The sequence below is a fragment of the Roseibium litorale genome, from assembly GCF_014842915.1.
Classification (GTDB): domain Bacteria; phylum Pseudomonadota; class Alphaproteobacteria; order Rhizobiales; family Stappiaceae; genus Roseibium; species Roseibium litorale.
Genome location: NZ_JACYXI010000001.1, coordinates 22,922 through 40,522, shown reverse-complemented (window position 1 = coordinate 40,522; position 17,601 = coordinate 22,922). Strand labels below are relative to the sequence as shown.

Annotated in this window: 16 protein-coding genes; 11 read left to right on the top strand and 5 right to left on the bottom strand. The window is 61.0% G+C overall.

The annotated features are described in order from the left end of the window. The first annotated feature begins 71 nt into the window (after window positions 1–71). Window positions 72–1,481 (top strand): YcaO-like family protein, encoded by a 1,410-nt coding sequence (locus IG616_RS00185; RefSeq protein WP_192145280.1) that lies wholly within the window; start codon window positions 72–74, stop codon window positions 1,479–1,481. Between the two features lie 168 nt (window positions 1,482–1,649). Here the strand turns inward: IG616_RS00185 and IG616_RS00180 are convergent, their stop codons facing one another. Continuing rightward, entirely contained in the window at window positions 1,650–2,204 is a 555-nt protein-coding gene (locus tag IG616_RS00180; RefSeq protein ID WP_192145278.1) for a CAP domain-containing protein, read from the bottom strand. Beyond that, window positions 2,201–3,040 carry a phosphodiesterase gene (locus IG616_RS00175; protein ID WP_192145276.1) on the bottom strand — a complete coding sequence of 280 codons (840 nt, stop codon included), beginning with the start codon at window positions 3,038–3,040 and terminating at the stop codon, window positions 2,201–2,203. The genes IG616_RS00180 and IG616_RS00175 overlap by 4 nt, the downstream gene beginning before the upstream one ends. Window positions 3,041–3,220: 180 nt before the next feature. Here IG616_RS00175 and IG616_RS00170 point away from each other — a divergent pair, with 180 nt between their 5' ends. Genes IG616_RS00170 through IG616_RS00155 form a run of 4 tightly spaced genes read left to right on the top strand, consistent with a single transcriptional unit; the run spans window position 3,221 to window position 6,993 of the window. Beyond that, window positions 3,221–4,924: an ArnT family glycosyltransferase gene (locus tag IG616_RS00170; RefSeq protein ID WP_192145274.1), complete on the top strand. Its 1,704-nt coding sequence runs from the start codon at window positions 3,221–3,223 to the stop codon at window positions 4,922–4,924. Window positions 4,925–4,971: 47 nt separating this feature from the next. After that, the gene (locus tag IG616_RS00165) at window positions 4,972–5,895 is read left to right on the top strand and encodes a phosphatase PAP2 family protein (RefSeq protein ID WP_192145272.1); all 924 of its coding nucleotides are present in this window, start codon (window positions 4,972–4,974) and stop codon (window positions 5,893–5,895) included. Continuing rightward, a complete protein-coding gene (locus IG616_RS00160; RefSeq protein ID WP_192145270.1) occupies window positions 5,876–6,643 on the top strand; it encodes a glycosyltransferase family 2 protein in 768 nt (255 codons plus the stop codon). The genes IG616_RS00165 and IG616_RS00160 overlap by 20 nt, the downstream gene beginning before the upstream one ends. Before the next feature lie 35 nt (window positions 6,644–6,678). Further along, a complete protein-coding gene (locus IG616_RS00155; protein WP_192145268.1) occupies window positions 6,679–6,993 on the top strand; it encodes a lipid-A-disaccharide synthase N-terminal domain-containing protein in 315 nt (104 codons plus the stop codon). Window positions 6,994–7,015: 22 nt separating this feature from the next. Here IG616_RS00155 and metC read toward each other — a convergent pair whose 3' ends face one another. Further along, on the bottom strand, window positions 7,016–8,194 hold the full coding sequence (gene metC / locus IG616_RS00150) for a cystathionine beta-lyase (protein WP_192145266.1): 1,179 nt from the start codon (window positions 8,192–8,194) through the stop codon (window positions 7,016–7,018). 267 nt (window positions 8,195–8,461) lie between these two features. Here metC and IG616_RS00145 point away from each other — a divergent pair, with 267 nt between their 5' ends. The 6 genes from IG616_RS00145 (at window position 8,462) to IG616_RS00120 (ending at window position 15,908) form a co-directional block, all read left to right on the top strand. Then, a complete protein-coding gene (locus IG616_RS00145; protein WP_192145264.1) occupies window positions 8,462–9,484 on the top strand; it encodes an amino acid ABC transporter substrate-binding protein in 1,023 nt (340 codons plus the stop codon). A gap of 219 nt (window positions 9,485–9,703) precedes the next feature. Beyond that, window positions 9,704–10,894, top strand: a complete 1,191-nt coding sequence (locus IG616_RS00140; protein ID WP_192145262.1) for an amino acid ABC transporter permease — start codon at window positions 9,704–9,706, stop codon at window positions 10,892–10,894. Window positions 10,895–10,904: 10 nt separating this feature from the next. Further along, the gene (locus tag IG616_RS00135) at window positions 10,905–12,062 is read left to right on the top strand and encodes an amino acid ABC transporter permease (RefSeq protein WP_192145260.1); all 1,158 of its coding nucleotides are present in this window, start codon (window positions 10,905–10,907) and stop codon (window positions 12,060–12,062) included. A gap of 63 nt (window positions 12,063–12,125) precedes the next feature. Then, window positions 12,126–12,929, top strand: coding sequence for an amino acid ABC transporter ATP-binding protein (locus IG616_RS00130; protein ID WP_281392986.1), 804 nt, complete (start codon window positions 12,126–12,128; stop codon window positions 12,927–12,929). Window positions 12,930–13,180: 251 nt separating this feature from the next. Then, window positions 13,181–15,286 (top strand): elongation factor G, encoded by a 2,106-nt coding sequence (locus IG616_RS00125; protein ID WP_192145258.1) that lies wholly within the window; start codon window positions 13,181–13,183, stop codon window positions 15,284–15,286. Between the two features lie 172 nt (window positions 15,287–15,458). Further along, the gene (locus tag IG616_RS00120) at window positions 15,459–15,908 is read left to right on the top strand and encodes an META domain-containing protein (protein WP_192145256.1); all 450 of its coding nucleotides are present in this window, start codon (window positions 15,459–15,461) and stop codon (window positions 15,906–15,908) included. Window positions 15,909–15,966: 58 nt separating this feature from the next. Here the strand turns inward: IG616_RS00120 and sseA are convergent, their stop codons facing one another. After that, window positions 15,967–16,818: a 3-mercaptopyruvate sulfurtransferase gene (gene sseA, locus IG616_RS00115; protein WP_192145254.1), complete on the bottom strand. Its 852-nt coding sequence runs from the start codon at window positions 16,816–16,818 to the stop codon at window positions 15,967–15,969. A gap of 47 nt (window positions 16,819–16,865) precedes the next feature. Next, window positions 16,866–17,579 carry an alanyl-tRNA editing protein gene (locus tag IG616_RS00110; RefSeq protein ID WP_192145252.1) on the bottom strand — a complete coding sequence of 238 codons (714 nt, stop codon included), beginning with the start codon at window positions 17,577–17,579 and terminating at the stop codon, window positions 16,866–16,868. Between the last annotated feature and the right edge of the window lie 22 nt (window positions 17,580–17,601).

Sequence of the window (17,601 nt, the reverse complement as noted above, 5' to 3'; positions counted from 1 at the left end):
ACAAGTTAATGATGCTTAACACGCTGTACAATCCTGGATTGTTGCGGGGTGTGGACAAGGGAGAATGCATTTTGGGGGCATATGGGCAGCTGGTTCAGTCCTTGAGGAAACAGGGCAGTCCTGAAGACGGAATAGAGGCCAGTGCGGGTCTTCTGCGTGCTGTCAAACAGCTTCTGGAGTGGGGCTGCGCGCGGCAGGGTGATGCGGGATTTGAGCTGGTGCCGCCTTTCGATCTGCAGGCTCTGCAACTTTTTGCGCCGCTGCTGGATGCTCTGCGACCGGAGCTGTTCGATATCTCCCGCGAGGCTGGGCCGTTCGTGCTGATGGCAGCCTTTCCGGGAGCCGGAGCACAGCTGACGGGGGTGCCGGACGCGGCCATGAGGTCGGTGGTCAGTGGCGGGCAGGGGCGTGATCGTGCGGGAGCCGTGCTTTCCTGCCTCGGGGAACTCGCGGAAAGAGCTACGCTTTTGCGGAGGCATCCTGAAGACTTCCGGGTTATGGCGCGATCCGGTCGTGACAATGAGCCGGCCCTCGGCGAGGTGCTGGGCTTCAGCGCACAGCAGGAGGCCGCGCTCGCAGCCGCGCGCCCCTTCTTCGCCGCGGCGGGTGGCGCAGACGGCCGGATCAACTGGAATGGCTTGTCGGATGACCGCTTGCCGGGCCGGGATCTGGCGACCGGCCAGCCGGTCAGCGTGCCTGCCTGCGGTGTCTTTGTCGAAACGGATCGAAGCTCGCCTTTCGCCGGTCTGGGTCTTGGCTCGACGGTTGGAGCTGCTGTCTGGAGGGATCTGGACGGGGCGCGGCAGCGGGCGCTCCTGGAGCTTGTGGAACGTGATGCCGTTGCCCGTGCCTGGTACAACCGCCTGGGGATAACCCGGCTTCCTGACCGGATTTGGTCACAGGTTTTAGGAGGAGAGGCTGCTGAATTTCTGCAGGCACGTGCCCGCACCACCTGGGTCCTGACCCTGGATTGCGACTTTGACGCCCATGTTGTTGTGGCGCTTTCTCATGGGGAAGGGGGCCTGGAGGCTGCCTTCGGCTCTGCCGCCCGCCTGGACTACGCTTCAGCAGCCGAGGGGGCTGTCCGGGAAATGATCCAGGCCGAACGGTCTCACGAGTTTGCGCGCAAGGCCTGGGAGGCTGATAGCCGGAAAAAGCCGGATGGCACCTCCAGGCCCTTGCCGCCGTCTCTTGCCTATGGAGCCAAGACCGACATCAGACAGGATCTGAGACTGGAGGGCACAGAGGTCATGCAGCAGGTGCCTGAGCAGGTTTTCCGCCCGGGAACCCTGTTGGAGAGCTGCCTGTCGGCGCGGATTCGTCTTTATGAAATTGATGTGACTGAACCCGCCGTTGGGATCCCGTGTGTCAAACTCCTGTCGCCGGATCTGGCAAGCTGGCAGCCCCGTTTCGGCAAGTACAGGCTGTTTTCAGGTGGCGGGAGCGAGACCGATTTTGCTGCCCGGCCTTTCCCGTTCTAGAGCTGTTGACAGGGGCAAAATGAGCAGCTAGAAAAAACTTGAGAATAATACTCCACTTTGGAGCGGCATTCTCACTGGCGATTGCCGGTGCCCCTTTCGGGGTCTCTGGAAACTCACTTCAGGCGGGTCTTTTGGACCCGCCTTTTTTCTGTGCGAAGCCATATCCGTCTAGCGGACAACCGGTCTGCCATCCTCTTCAGGGCGCGACAGGGTCATGACCCAGAAATTGCGCCATTTGCCATTGTTGCGGGACATGCGGGCAATGCCGACGCGTGTGACATAGATATTGAGCAGATTCTTGTTGTGGTCCGGCGATTTCTGCCAGCCGGCGAAGGCGGCCTGCAGGCTGGCATATCCAGCCCCCAGGTTTTCCGCGCCCGCGTAATTGGCATATCCTGCCTTGTCGAGCCGCTGGGACAGACCGAACGGGCTGTGGGCCCAGGTGTCCATACTGTCCTTCTCCGCGATATGACGGGCCATATCGGCGGAGACGAGATCGAGCCTGCGGTCATGAAGCAGAGGCGCCTTGCCCTTTTGCGCCCGGTAGGTGTTGAGCATGGCCAGCATGGCGTCCTGGTCAACGGGAACCGGTGTGATCACCGTTTCCTCTTCCAGCTCCTTGCTGAAGTTCAGCATGCCGCAACCCGACAGGCTGGTTGCCAGCAGGCCTGAAGCGGTCAGTCCGGCCAGAAAGCGGCGGCGGTCCGTGGCGTAACCGCTCATGCCTTTTCGTCTCCCGGCCAGGTCACGCCTTCATCTGCCCAGAACGGGAAGGGGCCGGGGTGCTGTTCCACATAGGCAAGATGGCTGACAAGGCCGGTTGCCGGAGTGTAGCGGTGAATGAAATAGGCGGCCGGCTCGAAATTGAACTGGCCCGGCGCATCTTCGGAAAACTCCAGAACGAGCTGGTGGGCCGTCGAGGGGGCAAGCGTCATGATCTTGCCGGCGAAGGACGTCACCAGCGGCCGGTGCACGTGACCGCAGATGATCCGCTCCACATGAGCATGCGGGCGGACAACCTCTGCCAGCGCCTCGCCATCGGCCAGGCCAATGCCATCCATGTGCGGAATGCCGGTCAGACAGGGCGGATGGTGGATCGCGAGGATCGTCGGCTTGTCGCTTTCGCTCAGGGTCTTGGCCAGCCAGTCCAGCTGTTCCTGGCCGAGATGGCCATGGGGCAGACGGGGGACGTTGGAATCAAGGGCAATCAGCCGCAGGCTGCCGATGTCGGCGGCGTAGTAGATCTTGCCACTGGCAGTATCACGGATGCCCGGATAATCGGAAAAGGCGGCCTTCATGCCGTCCGACTGGTCGTGGTTGCCGGGCAGGAGATAGACCGGCATGGGCAGCTTCGACAGCATGCGGCGGGCCTGGGCATATTCGCGCGGATCGTTGTTGTCTGTCAGGTCACCGGTTACCACGACCGCATCCGGACGCGGCTCCAGCGCCAGCAGCGCCTTGACGGCGCGCTCGGCACGCATGTTGGTATCGCTGACCCGGTAGCAGTTCAGACCGCTCGGCCGGAGATGCAGGTCGGTAATCTGGGCAATCAGTGTCATGATGGGTCCAAGAAATGGATAGGCTTGCGTCGTTGAGACGATACCTAAGGCTGGCTCTCAGGCAAGCACCTGTTTCCCTTTTCCTCCGGCTCATGTAGGAGAAAGCGGAATGCGGCCAAAGGCCGTCAGGATGAAAAAGCCGGACCGGCAAGGCCGGCAAAGAGCAGGAACCTGATCGACATGAGCGAAGGCATGGACGCTGTGCGCCGCCCCCTCTGGATGCGTCTCTTTGCCCATGATGTCAGTGCGCCCTTGCTGCTTTTGCTGCTGGCGCTGGCGGTCTTCATTCCGGGCCAGTGGACCATTCCGCCGCTGGACCGGGACGAGCCGCGCTTCACCCAGGCAACCAAGCAGATGCTTGAGACCGGGAACTATGTCGATATCCGTTTTCAGGAAGAAGCCCGCCACAAGAAACCTGTGGGCATCTACTGGATCCAGGCCGCTGCCGTTAAGATGACCGGCTTTGGCGCGGACGCGCCGCTGTGGGTCTATCGTCTTCCATCGCTGATTGCCGCCTGTCTCACGGTTCTCTTTGTCTATTGGACGGCGCGGGCCTTTGCCGGCCCGCCTGCCGCCTTGATTGCCGGGCTGTTCTGCCTTGCGGCCATCATTCTGGGCGTCGAGGCGCGTCTTGCCAAAACCGATGCGGTGCTTTTTGCCAGCATCACGCTCGCCCAGGGGGCGCTTGCGCGCATCTGGCTGAATGGCGGCGGCGAGCGCCGCTGGGGTCTGGCTTTCCTGTTCTGGACGGGACTTGCTGTTGGCGTTCTGGTCAAGGGCCCCGTGGCGCTGATGGTGCTGGGCTTCACCGTGGCCGGGATTATGGTGCTGACGCGCAAGGTTGCCTGGTTCAAGTCGGCAGCGCCGCTTGCCGGTCTGCTCTGGTTCGTTGCGCTTGTTTTGCCCTGGTTCGTCGCGATCTACATCGCCACGGACGGCGCCTTCTTCCAGGAGGCGGTCGGCAAGGATCTTCTGGGCAAGGTCGGACAGGGGCAGGAGGGCCATGGTGCACCGCCGCTGACCCATCTGGCCGTGATGTTCGGGGTGTTCTGGCCGCTGCCTGCCTTTTTTCTTCTGTCTCTGGGCGCTATCTGGCGAGGCAAGGCGAGCCCTCTGGTGGTCTTCTGTGCTGCCTGGTTCCTGCCGTCCTGGGTTGTTTTCGAGCTCGTTGCGACGAAGCTGCCTCATTACACAATGCCGCTGATGCCAGCTCTGGCTCTGCCTCTTGGTGCCGCATTGATGGAAGGGGCGGGACGTCAGGCCAATGGCGTTCTGCGCTGGGTCGCGGCCATTCTTCTGGCTATTCCAGCGGTGGCTCTGGCCGCCGCGAGTTTCGCCGGTCCGCTCTATCTCGGAGACTGGCCGTCGCCTCCCGGTGCGGTGCTGGCGGTCTTCGGGGCACTTCTGGCGCTTGGCAGCGCTTCCCGGCTGGTGCAGGGGCGTCCGCTTGACGGCGTGCCTCTGGCCATTGCGGCCTCTGTTGTCCTGACCATTGGTGTCTGGGGCTTCACCGGACCAGCCTTGAAGACCATCTGGATCAGCCCGCGCCTGACGGCTGCCATTTCGGAAAGTGCCACTTGCCCGGATCCTGCTGTCGCCTCTGCCGGGTTCAATGAGCCAAGCTTCATTTTTCTTCAGGGAACCCAGACGGCTCTTGTCAGCCCAGAGGAGGCGGCAAGCTTCCTTGCAGGCAAGTCAAATGCGGGGATAACTCCTGAGAAAGCCAGCGCTTGCCGCATTGCTGTCGTCGAAAGCCGTCAGGAACAGGCGTTTCTTGAAGCCGCAAATGCGAACGGGGTTGTGCCTGAGCTGCGAAAGAGAGTAGACGGCCTCAATATCAATGGCGGAAAACGGATGGATATCGGACTTTATGTCCGCCCGTGAAGCCGTCTGAAGTCCTGAACGCAAGACCTGAGATTTGGCTGGAATTTATGAGCGAAACCGGATTGCAAGCGAAGCTGAAGCGCATAGCCGGCCGGATGGACGGGAATTTCCGCCAGGTGCGGCAGCTCATCGCCGGACGGGCAGAGCGTGCCCAGCGGTTCCGGGATCCCTTGCGTCCGGGACAAAGGCCTCAAGACATCCTGGCGGTTCTTCTGTTCACGGTCGGCGTTGCTGTCGTGGTTCTCGATATCCCGACCTATCCTTGGATCCGCTCGCTGCCAGCCGCCTATCTCAACACGTTCGCGACCTTCACGGACGTGGGCAAGGCGCATTGGATCTTGTGGTCCACGGGCATCGTCTGTCTGGCGCTGCTTGCCCAGGAAACGGCTAGGTGGCGCTTCCGGTTGCGCATGGCGGCTGGCGCGGCCTTTACCTACTGCGGCTTCATCTTCTTCACCGTTGCGGCCAGCGGCATCCTGTCGGTGATCCTGAAGTGGACGCTCGGGCGCGCGCGCCCGAAGCTCTATGAGCAGGTTGGGCCTGTTGAATTCGACTTCTTCGCCTTCCACGGCAGCTACACCAGTTTCCCGTCGGGGCACTCGACCACTGTCGGGGCTCTTGCCGCGGCGCTCGCGCTTATCTTCCCGTCCTGGCGCTGGCTGATCCTGGTCGCTGCTTTCTGGGTGGCTTTCAGCCGCTGCTTTGTAGGGGCCCACTATCCGTCCGACGTGATTGCAGGAACGCTTCTTGGCGTCACCTTCACCTTCTTCACGGCGCGGGCACTTGCCCGCCGCAGGCTCGGATTCCACATCACGCCGGAAGGCCGGATCGAACCGGTCATGAGCGCCCGGTCCGCCAGGGCGTGTGTCCGGGAAATCTGGCGCACCTGGCTTGGCCGCCAGACGGCCCGCCGCGCTGAACCCGATCAAGACCATTCCATACGAGAGACCCATGACCAGCAGCCACAATGAAGCGATGAGTGCCGCCAAGGGGCATCTAGCGGTGACCGTGGTTGTTCCGGCCAAGGATGAAGCAGAGAACCTGCCGATCCTGCTGGACGAGATCCGCGAAGCCCTGACGGGACGGAGCTTTGAAGTGATCGTTGTCGATGATGGGTCGGGTGACAACACCGGCGAGGTGCTGGTTGCCTATCAGGCGGCCAATCCATGGCTGCGGGTGTTCCGGCACGAGACGGCCTGCGGTCAGAGTTGTGCTGTGCGTACGGGTGTGCTCAATGCGCGCGGGGACATTGTCGCGACCATTGATGGCGACGGGGAGAACAACCCTGCCTATATTCCGGAGCTGCTAGATGCACTGGCTGCCGGTGGTCCGGATGTGGCACTTGCTGCCGGTCAGCGTCTTGGCCGCAAGGCAAGCCTTGCCAAGCGCTATGCCTCCAAGTTTGCCAACAAGCTGCGCGGAGCGATTCTGAAGGACAAGACACGCGACAGCGGCTGCGGTCTGAAGGCCCTGCGGCGTGAGGTGTTCCTGCAGCTTCCCTATTTCGACAGCTGGCACCGCTTCCTGCCAGCGCTCGTCATCCGCGAAGGCTATGACGTGGTGCATGTGGACGTCCTGGACCGTCAGCGCCGCCACGGCACGTCCAAATACGGCATCTTCGACCGGGCCCTTGTGGGCGTTCTGGACCTCTTCGGGGTCTGGTGGCTCCTGCGCCGCCGCAAGCGGATTGCCCGTGTCCGCCAGACCGCCGGCTCCTAATCTGACTACGCAACGTTCAAGGAACGGATCAAATCATGTCCGCGCTTCTCGACTGGCTTCACAGCGTATTTGTGGTGCAGTTTGATTTCTGGATCATCCTGGGCTTCTTCGCCCAGGCCATGTTCATGATGCGCTTTGTCATCCAGTGGATTGCTTCCGAGCGGGTCGGCCGGTCGATCGTGCCGGTCGCCTTCTGGTTCTTCTCCATCGGCGGCGGCGTGCTGCTGCTGATCTACGCGATCCAGCGCAAGGATCCGGTCTTCATTGCCGGGCAGGGGCTCGGCCTGATCATCTACTTCCGGAACCTCTGGCTGATCTTCAAGGAGAAGCGGCGCGATCCGGCGATCTGACCGCGCCACTCCACGTTCCGTTTCAGCCGAAAGCTGCCTTGAAGCCAGCTTCCAGATCCGCCTTCAGATCACGCGGGTCTTCCAGGCCAATGTGAAGGCGTCCGGAGACGACGGAGCTGTCGGGTGCCGTGGCCGTACGCGCGCCTTTGAGGTGCACCGGAATGGCCAGGCTTTCAAAGCCGCCCCATGAATAGCCAAGACCGAACAGTTTCAGCGCGTTGAAGAAGGCCGACGACTGCTCCTGCGTCGTGCCTGGCTTGAAGTCGAAGGCGAAGAGGCCGCAGGCGCCTGTAAAGTCACGCTTCCATAATGCGTGGCCCGGATCGCTTTCCAGCGCCGGATAATGCACGCGGCTGACCTCATCCCGTGTTTCCAGCCAGCCCGCGATGTCCAGAGCGCTGCGCATGTGGCGTTCCAGACGCACGGACAGGGTCCTGAGGCCGCGCAGCGCCAGATAGATGTCATCCGGGGCCACATGCACGCCCATCGCGCCATGAAGCGCGTCCAGAGCTGGCCAGGCCTTTTCTGAAGCCGCGATTGTTCCCAGCATCGTATCGGAATGGCCGACGATGTATTTGGTGCCAGCCTGGATGGAGAGGTCCACACCGAGCTCCAGCGGCTTGCAGAAGAGCGGGCTGGCCCAGGTGTTGTCCATCAGAACGGTTGCGCCAATGGTTTTGGCCGCGTCCGCGATGGCCCGGATATCCTGCATCTCGAAGGTGAGCGAGCCGGGGGCTTCCGTGAAGACAGCTTTCGTATTCGTCTTGAAGAGGCTGCGAATACCTGCACCCAGTGCCGGATCGTAGTACTCGACCTCTATGCCGTATTTCGGCAGCACGGTGTCCGCGAAATGCCGGGTCGGGCCATAGGCCGTGTCGGCAATAAGGATGTGGTCCCCCTGGCCAAGGCAGGACAGGCAGGCGAGAGCGATAGCATTCAGACCCGAATTGGCGAGCTTGACGCCCTTGGCCCCCTCCATTTGTCGCAGCGCATCTTCCAGTGCGTCCGACGTGGGGGTCCCCCTGCGGCCATAGGTGTAGCGCTGCCCGCCCCCAGTCATGGTTTCCACATCCGGAAATAGAACTGTCGAGGCATGCACGACCGGAGGATTCACGAATCCATGGAAATTTTTCGGATCGCTGCCAGCGTGCGCCAGCACGGTGTCCAAATAATAGGCGGCAGTTGGCTTGTTCGTAGTCATGTTCACCTTCTGTGCATTCATCCGTTAAGCAATCCCCGGGCGGCTAGGGAAAAAGTCGTAATTGTGAGACTGCAACCCCTTGACCCTTTGCGTCAAATGCCATCGAATGTGCGCATTGGGATGGCCAAAAAGGGGCTTGGAGGGAAATCCGGCTGTGCCGGGACACCATTTGAGGCGAGAACGCGGAAAATCAGTGTCATTCATGGGTCCATTGCGTCATCCCGATAAAACAAAAAAATGTATGGGTAACATAAAGGCTGCATTCTTATGTCCAAGAATATCCTTCCGCTGGCCCTTGGGGCCGCAATGGGAATCGTTGCGTCCGCCGCTGCCGCGCAGGCCGGCACGCTTGACGATGTAAAAGCCAAGGGGTTCATTCAGTGCGGTGTGAGCCAGGGTCTGCCAGGCTTCTCCAATCCGGATGCACAGGGGAACTGGACTGGTCTCGATGTTGATCTCTGCCGTGCGGTTTCCGCAGCAGTGTTCGGCACACCTGACAATGTCAAGTACTCGCCGCTGAGCGCGAAGGAGCGCTTTACCGCCCTTCAGTCCGGTGAAGTCGACGTTCTTTCGCGTAACACCACCTGGACCCTGTCGCGCGATACGTCGCTCGGCCTGAATTTCGCTGGCGTCAACTATTATGACGGCCAGGGCTTCATGGTCCGCAAGGACCTGGGTGTCAGCTCCGCTCTCGAACTGTCCGGTGCTTCCGTCTGTACCCAGACCGGCACCACGACCGAGCTGAACATCGCCGACTACTTCCGTTCCAACAACATGCCATACGAAGTCGTTGCCTTCGAAAAGCTGGAAGAAGTGGTCAAGGCCTATGATGCCGGCCGTTGCGACGTGTTCTCGAACGATGCTTCGGGCCTCTACGCAACCCGTCTGACGCTGACCAACCCGGGCGATCATATCGTTCTGCCGGAAATCATCTCCAAGGAGCCGCTCGGCCCGGTTGTCCGCCATGGCGACGATCAGTGGTTCGACGTGGTCAAGTGGACCCACAACGCCATGCTCAATGCTGAAGAGCTGGGTGTGAACTCCTCCAACGTTGAAGAGATGAAGTCTTCCGAAAACCCGGAAATCAAGCGTCTGCTCGGCGTTGAAGGCACCTTCGGCGAAATGCTCGGCCTGTCCAACGACTGGGTCGTGAACATCGTCAAGACCGTTGGCAACTATGGTGAGTCCTTCGACCGCAACGTTGGTCCGAACACCCCGCTGGCAATTTCCCGTGGCCTGAATGCCCTGTGGAAAGACGGTGGCATCCAGTACGCTCCGCCGATCCGCTAAGCGTCTGACTAAGTTGAATCCGGACTAACCGGATCATCTTTCGGCGTCCCGATCGGTGACCACCGGTCGGGACGCTTGCTTAAGGCCAGCCGGCATATACATGCGACACGCTGTGCCGGCTCCAGGGGACAATCAAGCCGTTTTCCCGCGTCGACAGGGAAGGGGAAGCGGTGCGCAAACAGGCGAAAATGCCGTTGCGCTTATGGTTGGCGAGGACAAATGACAACGCGTGACACAGAGGTGGCGCAGCCAGAGGCTCGCACGTCACTTATCAATGATCCGCAAGCAAGAGCGATCTTCTTCCAGGTGCTTCTGGTCGCTGTGCTGGTTTTTGCAGGCTACGTGATCGTGACGAACACGGTCGCGAACCTGCAGCGCCAGAACATCGCATCCGGCTACGGCTTCCTGGAAAATATCGCCGGTTTCGGCATCTCTCTTACTCTTATCGATTATTCGGAAACCTCGTCCTACGGCCGCGCGATTCTCGTGGGGCTGCTCAATACGGTGCTGGTCGCCGTGGTCGGGGTGGTGCTGGCTTCAACGCTCGGGTTCATCATTGGTGTGGCCCGTCTGTCGAAGAACTGGGTTATTTCCAAGCTCGCTTACTGTTACGTCGAAGCGATCCGGAACGTGCCGCTGCTGCTGCAGATCGTGTTCTGGTATTTCCTGCTGTTGAACGCTGTTCCGAGCGCCCGCAACAGCATGGAGGCCTTCGGCTCGGTATTCTTGAACAACCGCGGTCTCTTCATGCCAAAGCCTGTTTTCGGCCCGGAGGCTGTCCTGGCGCTGGGCGCACTGATCGTTGCGGTTGTGGCAAGCATTGTCATCAAAATCTGGGCCTCGCGCCGTCAGATGGCAACGGGGCAGCAGTTTCCGTCCGGTCTCACCGCGCTCGGGCTGATCGTCCTGCTGCCGCTGGCTGGTTTGGTTGTTACCGGTTTTCCGGTCACCTTCGACTATCCGGTGCTGAAGGGTTTCAATTTCGTGGGCGGGCAGAGACTCATCCCGGAAATGATCGCTCTGATCACCGCGCTGTCGATCTACACGTCGTCCTTCATCGCTGAAATCGTCCGGGCCGGCATTCAGGCTGTCAGCCATGGCCAGACCGAGGCAGCTCATGCGCTTGGACTGCGTCACGGGCCAACCTTGCGGCTGGTCATCATTCCGCAGGCCATGCGGGTAATCATTCCGCCGCTGACAAGCCAGTATCTGAACCTGACGAAGAACTCCTCGCTCGCGGTCGCCATCGCCTTTCCTGACCTCGTGTCCCTGGGCGGTACGGTGCTGAACCAGACCGGTCAAGCCATCGAGGTCATTTCGATCTGGATGCTGGTCTACCTGTCTCTCAGCCTGATCACGTCGGCCTTCATGAACTGGTACAACCAGAAAATGGCCCTGGTGGAGCGGTAAGGTGAACACGATGTCGCAAACAAGCACTTTCCAGATCCGGACCGAGGAGGCGCCGCGCCTTCCGGCTCCGGTCTCCACCACCGGGCTCATCGGCTGGATGAGGCAGAACCTCTTCTCGTCCGCCGGCAACACGATCCTCACGATCTTCGGGATCCTCCTGGCCTATTCCATCTTTGCACCGCTGATACAGTTCGCGCTGATTGATGCCGTGTGGAGCGGCGATAACCGGGATGCCTGCGTGGTGCCTGATGGCAGCACAGAGACGGTAGGTGCCTGCTGGGCCTTTGTGAAGGCCTATTTCCCGCAGTTTATCTACGGGCGCTACCCGACGGAAGAAATCTACCGGGTCAACATCGTCTACGCGATGTTCGCGGGCCTTCTCATTCCGATGGCGATCCCGAGCGTGCCGTTCAAGAAGCTGAACGCCGTGCTTCTGCTGATCGTCTTCCCGATCATTGCCTATTACCTGCTGACGGGCCTCGTCATCGGCAGCGACGTTATCCTGCCCATCGTCGAAACCCCGTTCTGGGGCGGCCTTCTGGTCACGCTGGTGATCGCGGTCACGGGGATCACGGCGTCACTGCCACTCGGGATCCTGTTCGCTCTCGGGCGCCGGTCTGACATGCCAATCGTCAAGCTGGTTTCGGTGATCTTCATCGAATTCTGGCGCGGGGTGCCGCTGATCACGGTTCTGTTCATGTCGTCGGTCATGCTGCCGCTCTTCCTGCCGGAAGGGGTGACATTTGACCGGCTGCTGCGCGTTCTGATCGGGGTAACGCTGTTCTCTGCCGCCTATATGGCCGAAGTGGTCCGAGGTGGTCTGCAGGCAATCCCAAAAGGTCAGTATGAGGGGGCTATGGCCCTTGGCTTGAGGTTCTGGCCCATGATGGGGTTGATCATCCTGCCGCAGGCGCTGAAGCTGGTTATCCCGGGCATCGTCAACACCTTCATCGGGCTGTTCAAGGACACGACCCTGGTGATGATCGTGGGCATGTTCGACCTTCTCGGCCAGATCCAGACATCGACGTCAGACCCGAACTGGGCCAGCCCGACCACGGGTGTGACAGGCTACCTGTTCGCGGCCATGATCTTCTTCTGCTTCTGCTTCGGCATGTCGCGCTACTCGATCTTCATCGAGAAGAAGCTGCATACCGGACACAAACGCTAAACGGCCCCAGCGCCAGAGGAGCGGCCGCGGCCGCTTCCGAGATAAGATTTTGGAGATAAAACCATGACAGACATCGCTGCGTCAGCCGAAGAACTGGCGGTTAACCGCACCAAGATGCAGATTTCCGAGACTGAAGTTGCCGTTGAGCTCAAGGGCATGAACAAGTGGTATGGCGACTTCCATGTGCTGCGGGACATTAATCTCAAGGTGATGAAGGGCGAGCGGATCGTGATCTGCGGCCCGTCCGGCTCGGGCAAGTCCACCATGATCCGCTGCATCAACCGCCTGGAAGAACACCAGAGCGGCCAGATCATCGTGGATGGCATTGAACTGACGGACGATCTGAAGAAGATCGACGAGATCCGCCGCGAGGTCGGCATGTGCTTCCAGCACTTCAACCTCTTCCCGCATCTGACCATTCTGGAAAACTGCACCCTGGCTCCGATCTGGGTCCGCAAGATGCCGAAGAAGCAGGCGGAAGAGGTCGCCATGCACTATCTGGAGCGCGTCAAGATCCCGGATCAGGCCAACAAGTACCCGGGCCAGCTGTCCGGCGGCCAGCAGCAGCGTGTGGCGATCGCCCGTTCGCTCTGCATGAGCCCGAAGATCATGCTGTTCGATGAGCCGACCTCGGCGCTCGATCCGGAAATGATCAAGGAAGTTCTGGACGTGATGGTCGGTCTTGCTGAAGAAGGCATGACCATGCTGTGCGTGACCCACGAAATGGGCTTTGCCCGCAAGGTGGCCAACCGGGTGATCTTCATGGACGCTGGCCAGATCGTCGAGCAGAACGAGCCGGAGCCGTTCTTCACCAACCCGCAGCATGAGCGGACCAAGCTGTTCCTCAGCCAGATCCTGCACCACTGATCGGGCCTGACCAGCCAAGAGGACTTTGAAGGGGCGGAGCAATCCGCCCCTTTTTGCATTTCAGGACGTTTCTGGCGTGCCTCGGTGTGCTGCGGTGCCGCACAAGAAGTCCTTGCGTCCGGGCGAGGTCAGGCAGAGCATGGAGGTCCGCCCGCTGGGAATGAACCGCGGCGGGCAAGGCGCGCAAGTCTGGCCGCGCCTATAGGGTCTGGCCGGGTATCGCGCTGGTGATAACCAACGGGAGGCTCAGCATGCCCGGAAAGACTTTTCAGGAGACAATTCCCTCAGGCAGAGAGACCGGCGAAGGCGCCGGGAACCAGGACATTGCGGGCCGGCATGGCCCCAGATGCATTGCCCTGACCGGCCCCTTCGGCAGCGGCAAGACAACGCTTCTCGAAGCGATCCTCGCCCGGACGGGCGCCATCCCCCGCCAGGGAACGGTTGCGGCGGGAAACATGACCGGCGATGCCTCCGCTGAAGCCCGTGCCCACGGCATGAGCGTGGAGGCCAATTTCGCCGAAACCACCTATCTGGGCGACCGGTTTTCCTTCATCGACTGCCCTGGCTCCATCGAGTTCCTTGCGGAAATGGAAGGCGTTCTGCCCGGTGTGGACATGGCTATCGTGGTTGCAGAAGATGATGAGCGGAAACTTCCCGCCCTGCAGCTGATCCTCAAGGCGCTGGAGGCTCAGAACATCCCGCGCATGCTGTTTCTGAACAAGATCGACCGGGAGGCGCGGGGTGTGCGTGCCGTGCTGGACACCTTGCAGCCCGCGTCCGCGGTTCCCCTGGTGCTGCGTCAGCTGCCGATCTGGGAAGATGGCCGGGCGGTCGGCTTTATCGATCTGGCGCTTGAAAGGGCGCATGTCTACCACGAGAAGGAGGAAAGCACGCGCATCGACATGAGCGATCACGACCGGGTGCGCGAATTGGAAGCGCGCTACACCATGCTGGAAACCCTGGCTGATCACGACGACGATCTGATGGAGGCGTTGCTGGAGGACATCGCGCCGGACCCCGGGCAGGTCTTTGGCGATCTGGTCCGCGAGATGCAGGACGGGCTGATCTGTCCCGTGTTTTTCGGCTCGGCGGAACACGGCAATGGGGTTGGACGCTTGCTGAAGGCTCTGCGCCATGAGGCGCCCAGTGTGGCCCACACCCGCAAACGGGCCGGTCTTGGCGATGAACCGCGTGTGCAGGAGGTACTGAAGACCCTCCATACGCCGCATGGGGGCAAGCTTTCCATCACGCGGGTGCTTAGCGGAACGGTTGCCGACGGGGACGTCCTAACGGATCCGCGCGGGGCAGAGAACAGGGTCTCCGGTGTCTTTTCCCTGCTCGGACAGCAGGTGTCAAAACGCGGGCCTGCGCAAGAGGGCGAGCTTGTTGGCCTCGGCCGTCTTGACAACTTGATGACCGGAGACTGTCTCTCCGGCAAAGCTCAGCCGTCTTCCGGTGCGCGCAGCTACCCCTATCCGGTGCTGGCGCTGAGCGTCAGGGCAGGGCGGCGCCAGGATGACGTGCGTCTGTCGGCAGCTCTTGCCAAACTGACCGAAGAAGACCCATCGCTCATCGTGCGCCAGTCTCAGGACAGCGGAGAGATGATCCTTGAGGGGCAGGGGGAAATGCACCTGCGGGTGGCGCAGGAAAAACTGACCGGAAAGTTCGGGCTGGTCATCGAGACCGGGTCGCCAGCAATTCCTTATGCCGAAACCATCCGTGGAAGCACCCAGGTCAGGGCCCGGCACAAGAAACAATCTGGCGGCCATGGCCAGTTCGGTGATGTGGCTCTGGAAATCAGCTCTCAGGACAGAGGCGAAGGGGTTGCCTTCTCCGACCGGATCACGGGCGGGGTGGTGCCGAAGCAATATATCGCTTCCGTCCGAGAAGGGGTGCTGGAGGCCTTGCAGAAGGGGCCGCTCGGTTTTCAGGTGGTGGATGTGGCCGTCTGCCTGACGGACGGGTCCTATCACTCGGTCGACAGCTCCGATCAGGCCTTCCGTATGGCGGCCATCCAGGCCATGCGCGAGGGGCTGGAAGCCTGCAAGCCCGTTCTTCTAGAACCGGTCTTGAAGGTGACGATCCAGTGCCCAACTGACGTGACAGCGCGTGTGAATGCCATCGTCTCGGCCCGCCGGGGGCAGTTGCTTGGTTTTGACGCCCGGCAAGGCTGGGAAGGCTGGGACGAGGTTCAGGCGCTTATTCCTCAGGCCGAAACCTTCGATCTCATCATCGAGCTTCGCTCGGCAAGTGCCGGTGTCGCAAGCTATTCCGCAAGCTTCGATCACATGGCGGAAGTCAACGGCAAGGCCGCCGATCAGGTGTTGAGCCGGACAGGTGGCCAGGCAGCAGCCTGAAAAACGAGTGCTTGCCTTGATCTTTAAAATGAGCCCGGAGGGACTTCCCTCCGGGCTCATTTGCTGAATTTTCAGCCCGGATTTACGTTGCGTTATGGCGTGGCGGGCAGACTGGCCCTGTTGAGCAGGCCCAGACCAGCGGGCATTGAACCGTAAATCCCGGAGATTGAAGATGCCCCTTTTCCACCATCCCGCGCGTTTCACAGCGAAGGCGGCGGCGCTGGCCGCACTGATCATGGGGGCTTCGACATCTTGCGTTTCCGCTCAAGACGCAGATGTGCCGCCCGATCTGCTGGGGAAATGGCAGGCCGAAATCATCGATGGAAATCCCGTTTCCGGGGACGCTGCCAGCATTATCGAATTCGAGGAAGCGGGGGCCGTCGATGGAAATGGCGGCTGCAACACGCTGTTCGGCCCCATTTCGCGCAGTGGCGCCTTCGTCAAGATCGGGCCGCTTGCCATGACGCGGAAGGCTTGTGCCCCGGATGTCTTGAAACAGGAAGCAGCCTTTGTGAAGGCGCTTGAGGCCACCCGCGACTTCCGCCGGGATCAGGGCGCGACGGCTCTGCTTCTGCTGAATGCCCAGGGAAAGGAACTCATGCGCCTTTCGCTGCTTGACTGACGTACCGTCTGAGGACGCGCCGGCACAGCCTTTTGAGCTGTGCCGGACAGATTTGTCCTCAACCGGTCACGACATCCGTATCGTCGCGCGCGCCCCATTCGCTCCATGAGCCGTCATAGACACTGACGTCGCGTGCGCCGATGATGCTCAGGCCCATGGCGAGAATGGAGGCGGTGACGCCCGAACCGCAGGTCGTTGTCACCGGCTTTTCCGGATCGATTCCTGCATTCCGGAATGCGGCTTCCAATTCGGGTTTCTTGTGGAAGGTACCATCTTCCGCGATCAGAAGATTGAAGGGCAGGTTCAGGGCACCTGGCATATGGCCGGAGCGCAGGCCTGGCCGCGGTTCTGGAGCGGTTCCGGCAAAACGCGCGGCAGACCGGGCATCAAGCAGCTGCCGGGAACCGGTGGAGATGACCTTGCGGACTTCGGCAAGGTCGGCCACGGCGGAATGGTCGAGCCGGGCGCTGAAATGGCTTTCACGCATCATTGGGGGTGTCTGTTCGAGCGGGCGGCCCTCAGCCCGCCATTTCGGCATGCCGCCGTCCAGAACATAGACGCTTCTTGCGCCCATCGTGCGCAGGGTCCACCAGACCCGGGGGGCGGAGTAGAAGCCGAAGTCGTCATAAACAACGAGTGTCTGACCATCGCCAACACCCATCTTGCGCATGGCGGAGGCGAACTGATGCGCAGGCGGCAGCATGTGGGGCAGGCTTGTAGTCTTGTCGCAAACCTCGTTCACATCGAAGAACACCGCGCCAGGGATATGCTCTTTTGGGTAGAATGGCTCAGCTGACGGGTCGGTGACCGGAGGCATCCACGCATTGATCACGCGGACATCAGGTGCGCTCAGGTGGTCTGCAAGCCACTCAGTGCTGACCAAGGGGCTGACAAGGCTGCTTTCGCTCATGTTGAGGCGTTCTCCCGGGGACACATTATCTGGTTAGGGTGGGCGGTTCAGCTGGCAAAACGGATGCGGATCCGCCGGTTCAGCTTGCCCTTGTTTTCAATCTTGGTGACGTCGATCGCGCCGATTTCGGAGGTGCTCGCCACGTGGGTGCCACCACAAGGCTGCAGGTCGAAATCGTCTCCGATACGGACCAGCCGCACCCTTCCTGATCCGCGCGGCGGACTGACGCTCATGGACTTGATGAGATCCGGATTGGCATCCAGCTCCGCGTCTGTGATCCACTCGGTCGAGGTTGGCATATCCCGGCCGATGGCTTGCTGGATCAGTTCCTGAACGGCCTCCCGTTCCGGTGGCTCTGGAATGTTCAGATCGATCCGGCTTTCCTCTTCACCGATCTGGCAGCCGGTGATCTTGGTCTTCAAAACTGCGCAGATGATATGGAGGGCCGTGTGCATGCGCATCAGCTTGTGACGCCGCTCCCAGTCCAGCTCGGGAGCAAGCGCAGAGCCGACGGGGGGCAGGGTCTGACCGGCATCGGGCACGTGAATGATCGTGGTCCGGTCATCATCGAACACAGTGTCAGCAATGGTTATGGCAGAACCGTCCGCCATCACCAGCCGTCCCGTGTCGCCCGGCTGGCCGCCGCTGGCCGCATAGAAAACGGTGCGGTCGAGCACGATGCCACCTTGCTCCGTGATCTCCAGAACGCGGGCGTCGCACGTGGTCACGTAGGCGTTCTCGCGAAACAGGGGATCTGTCATGTCTTGCTCCGTCTGGCTCTTT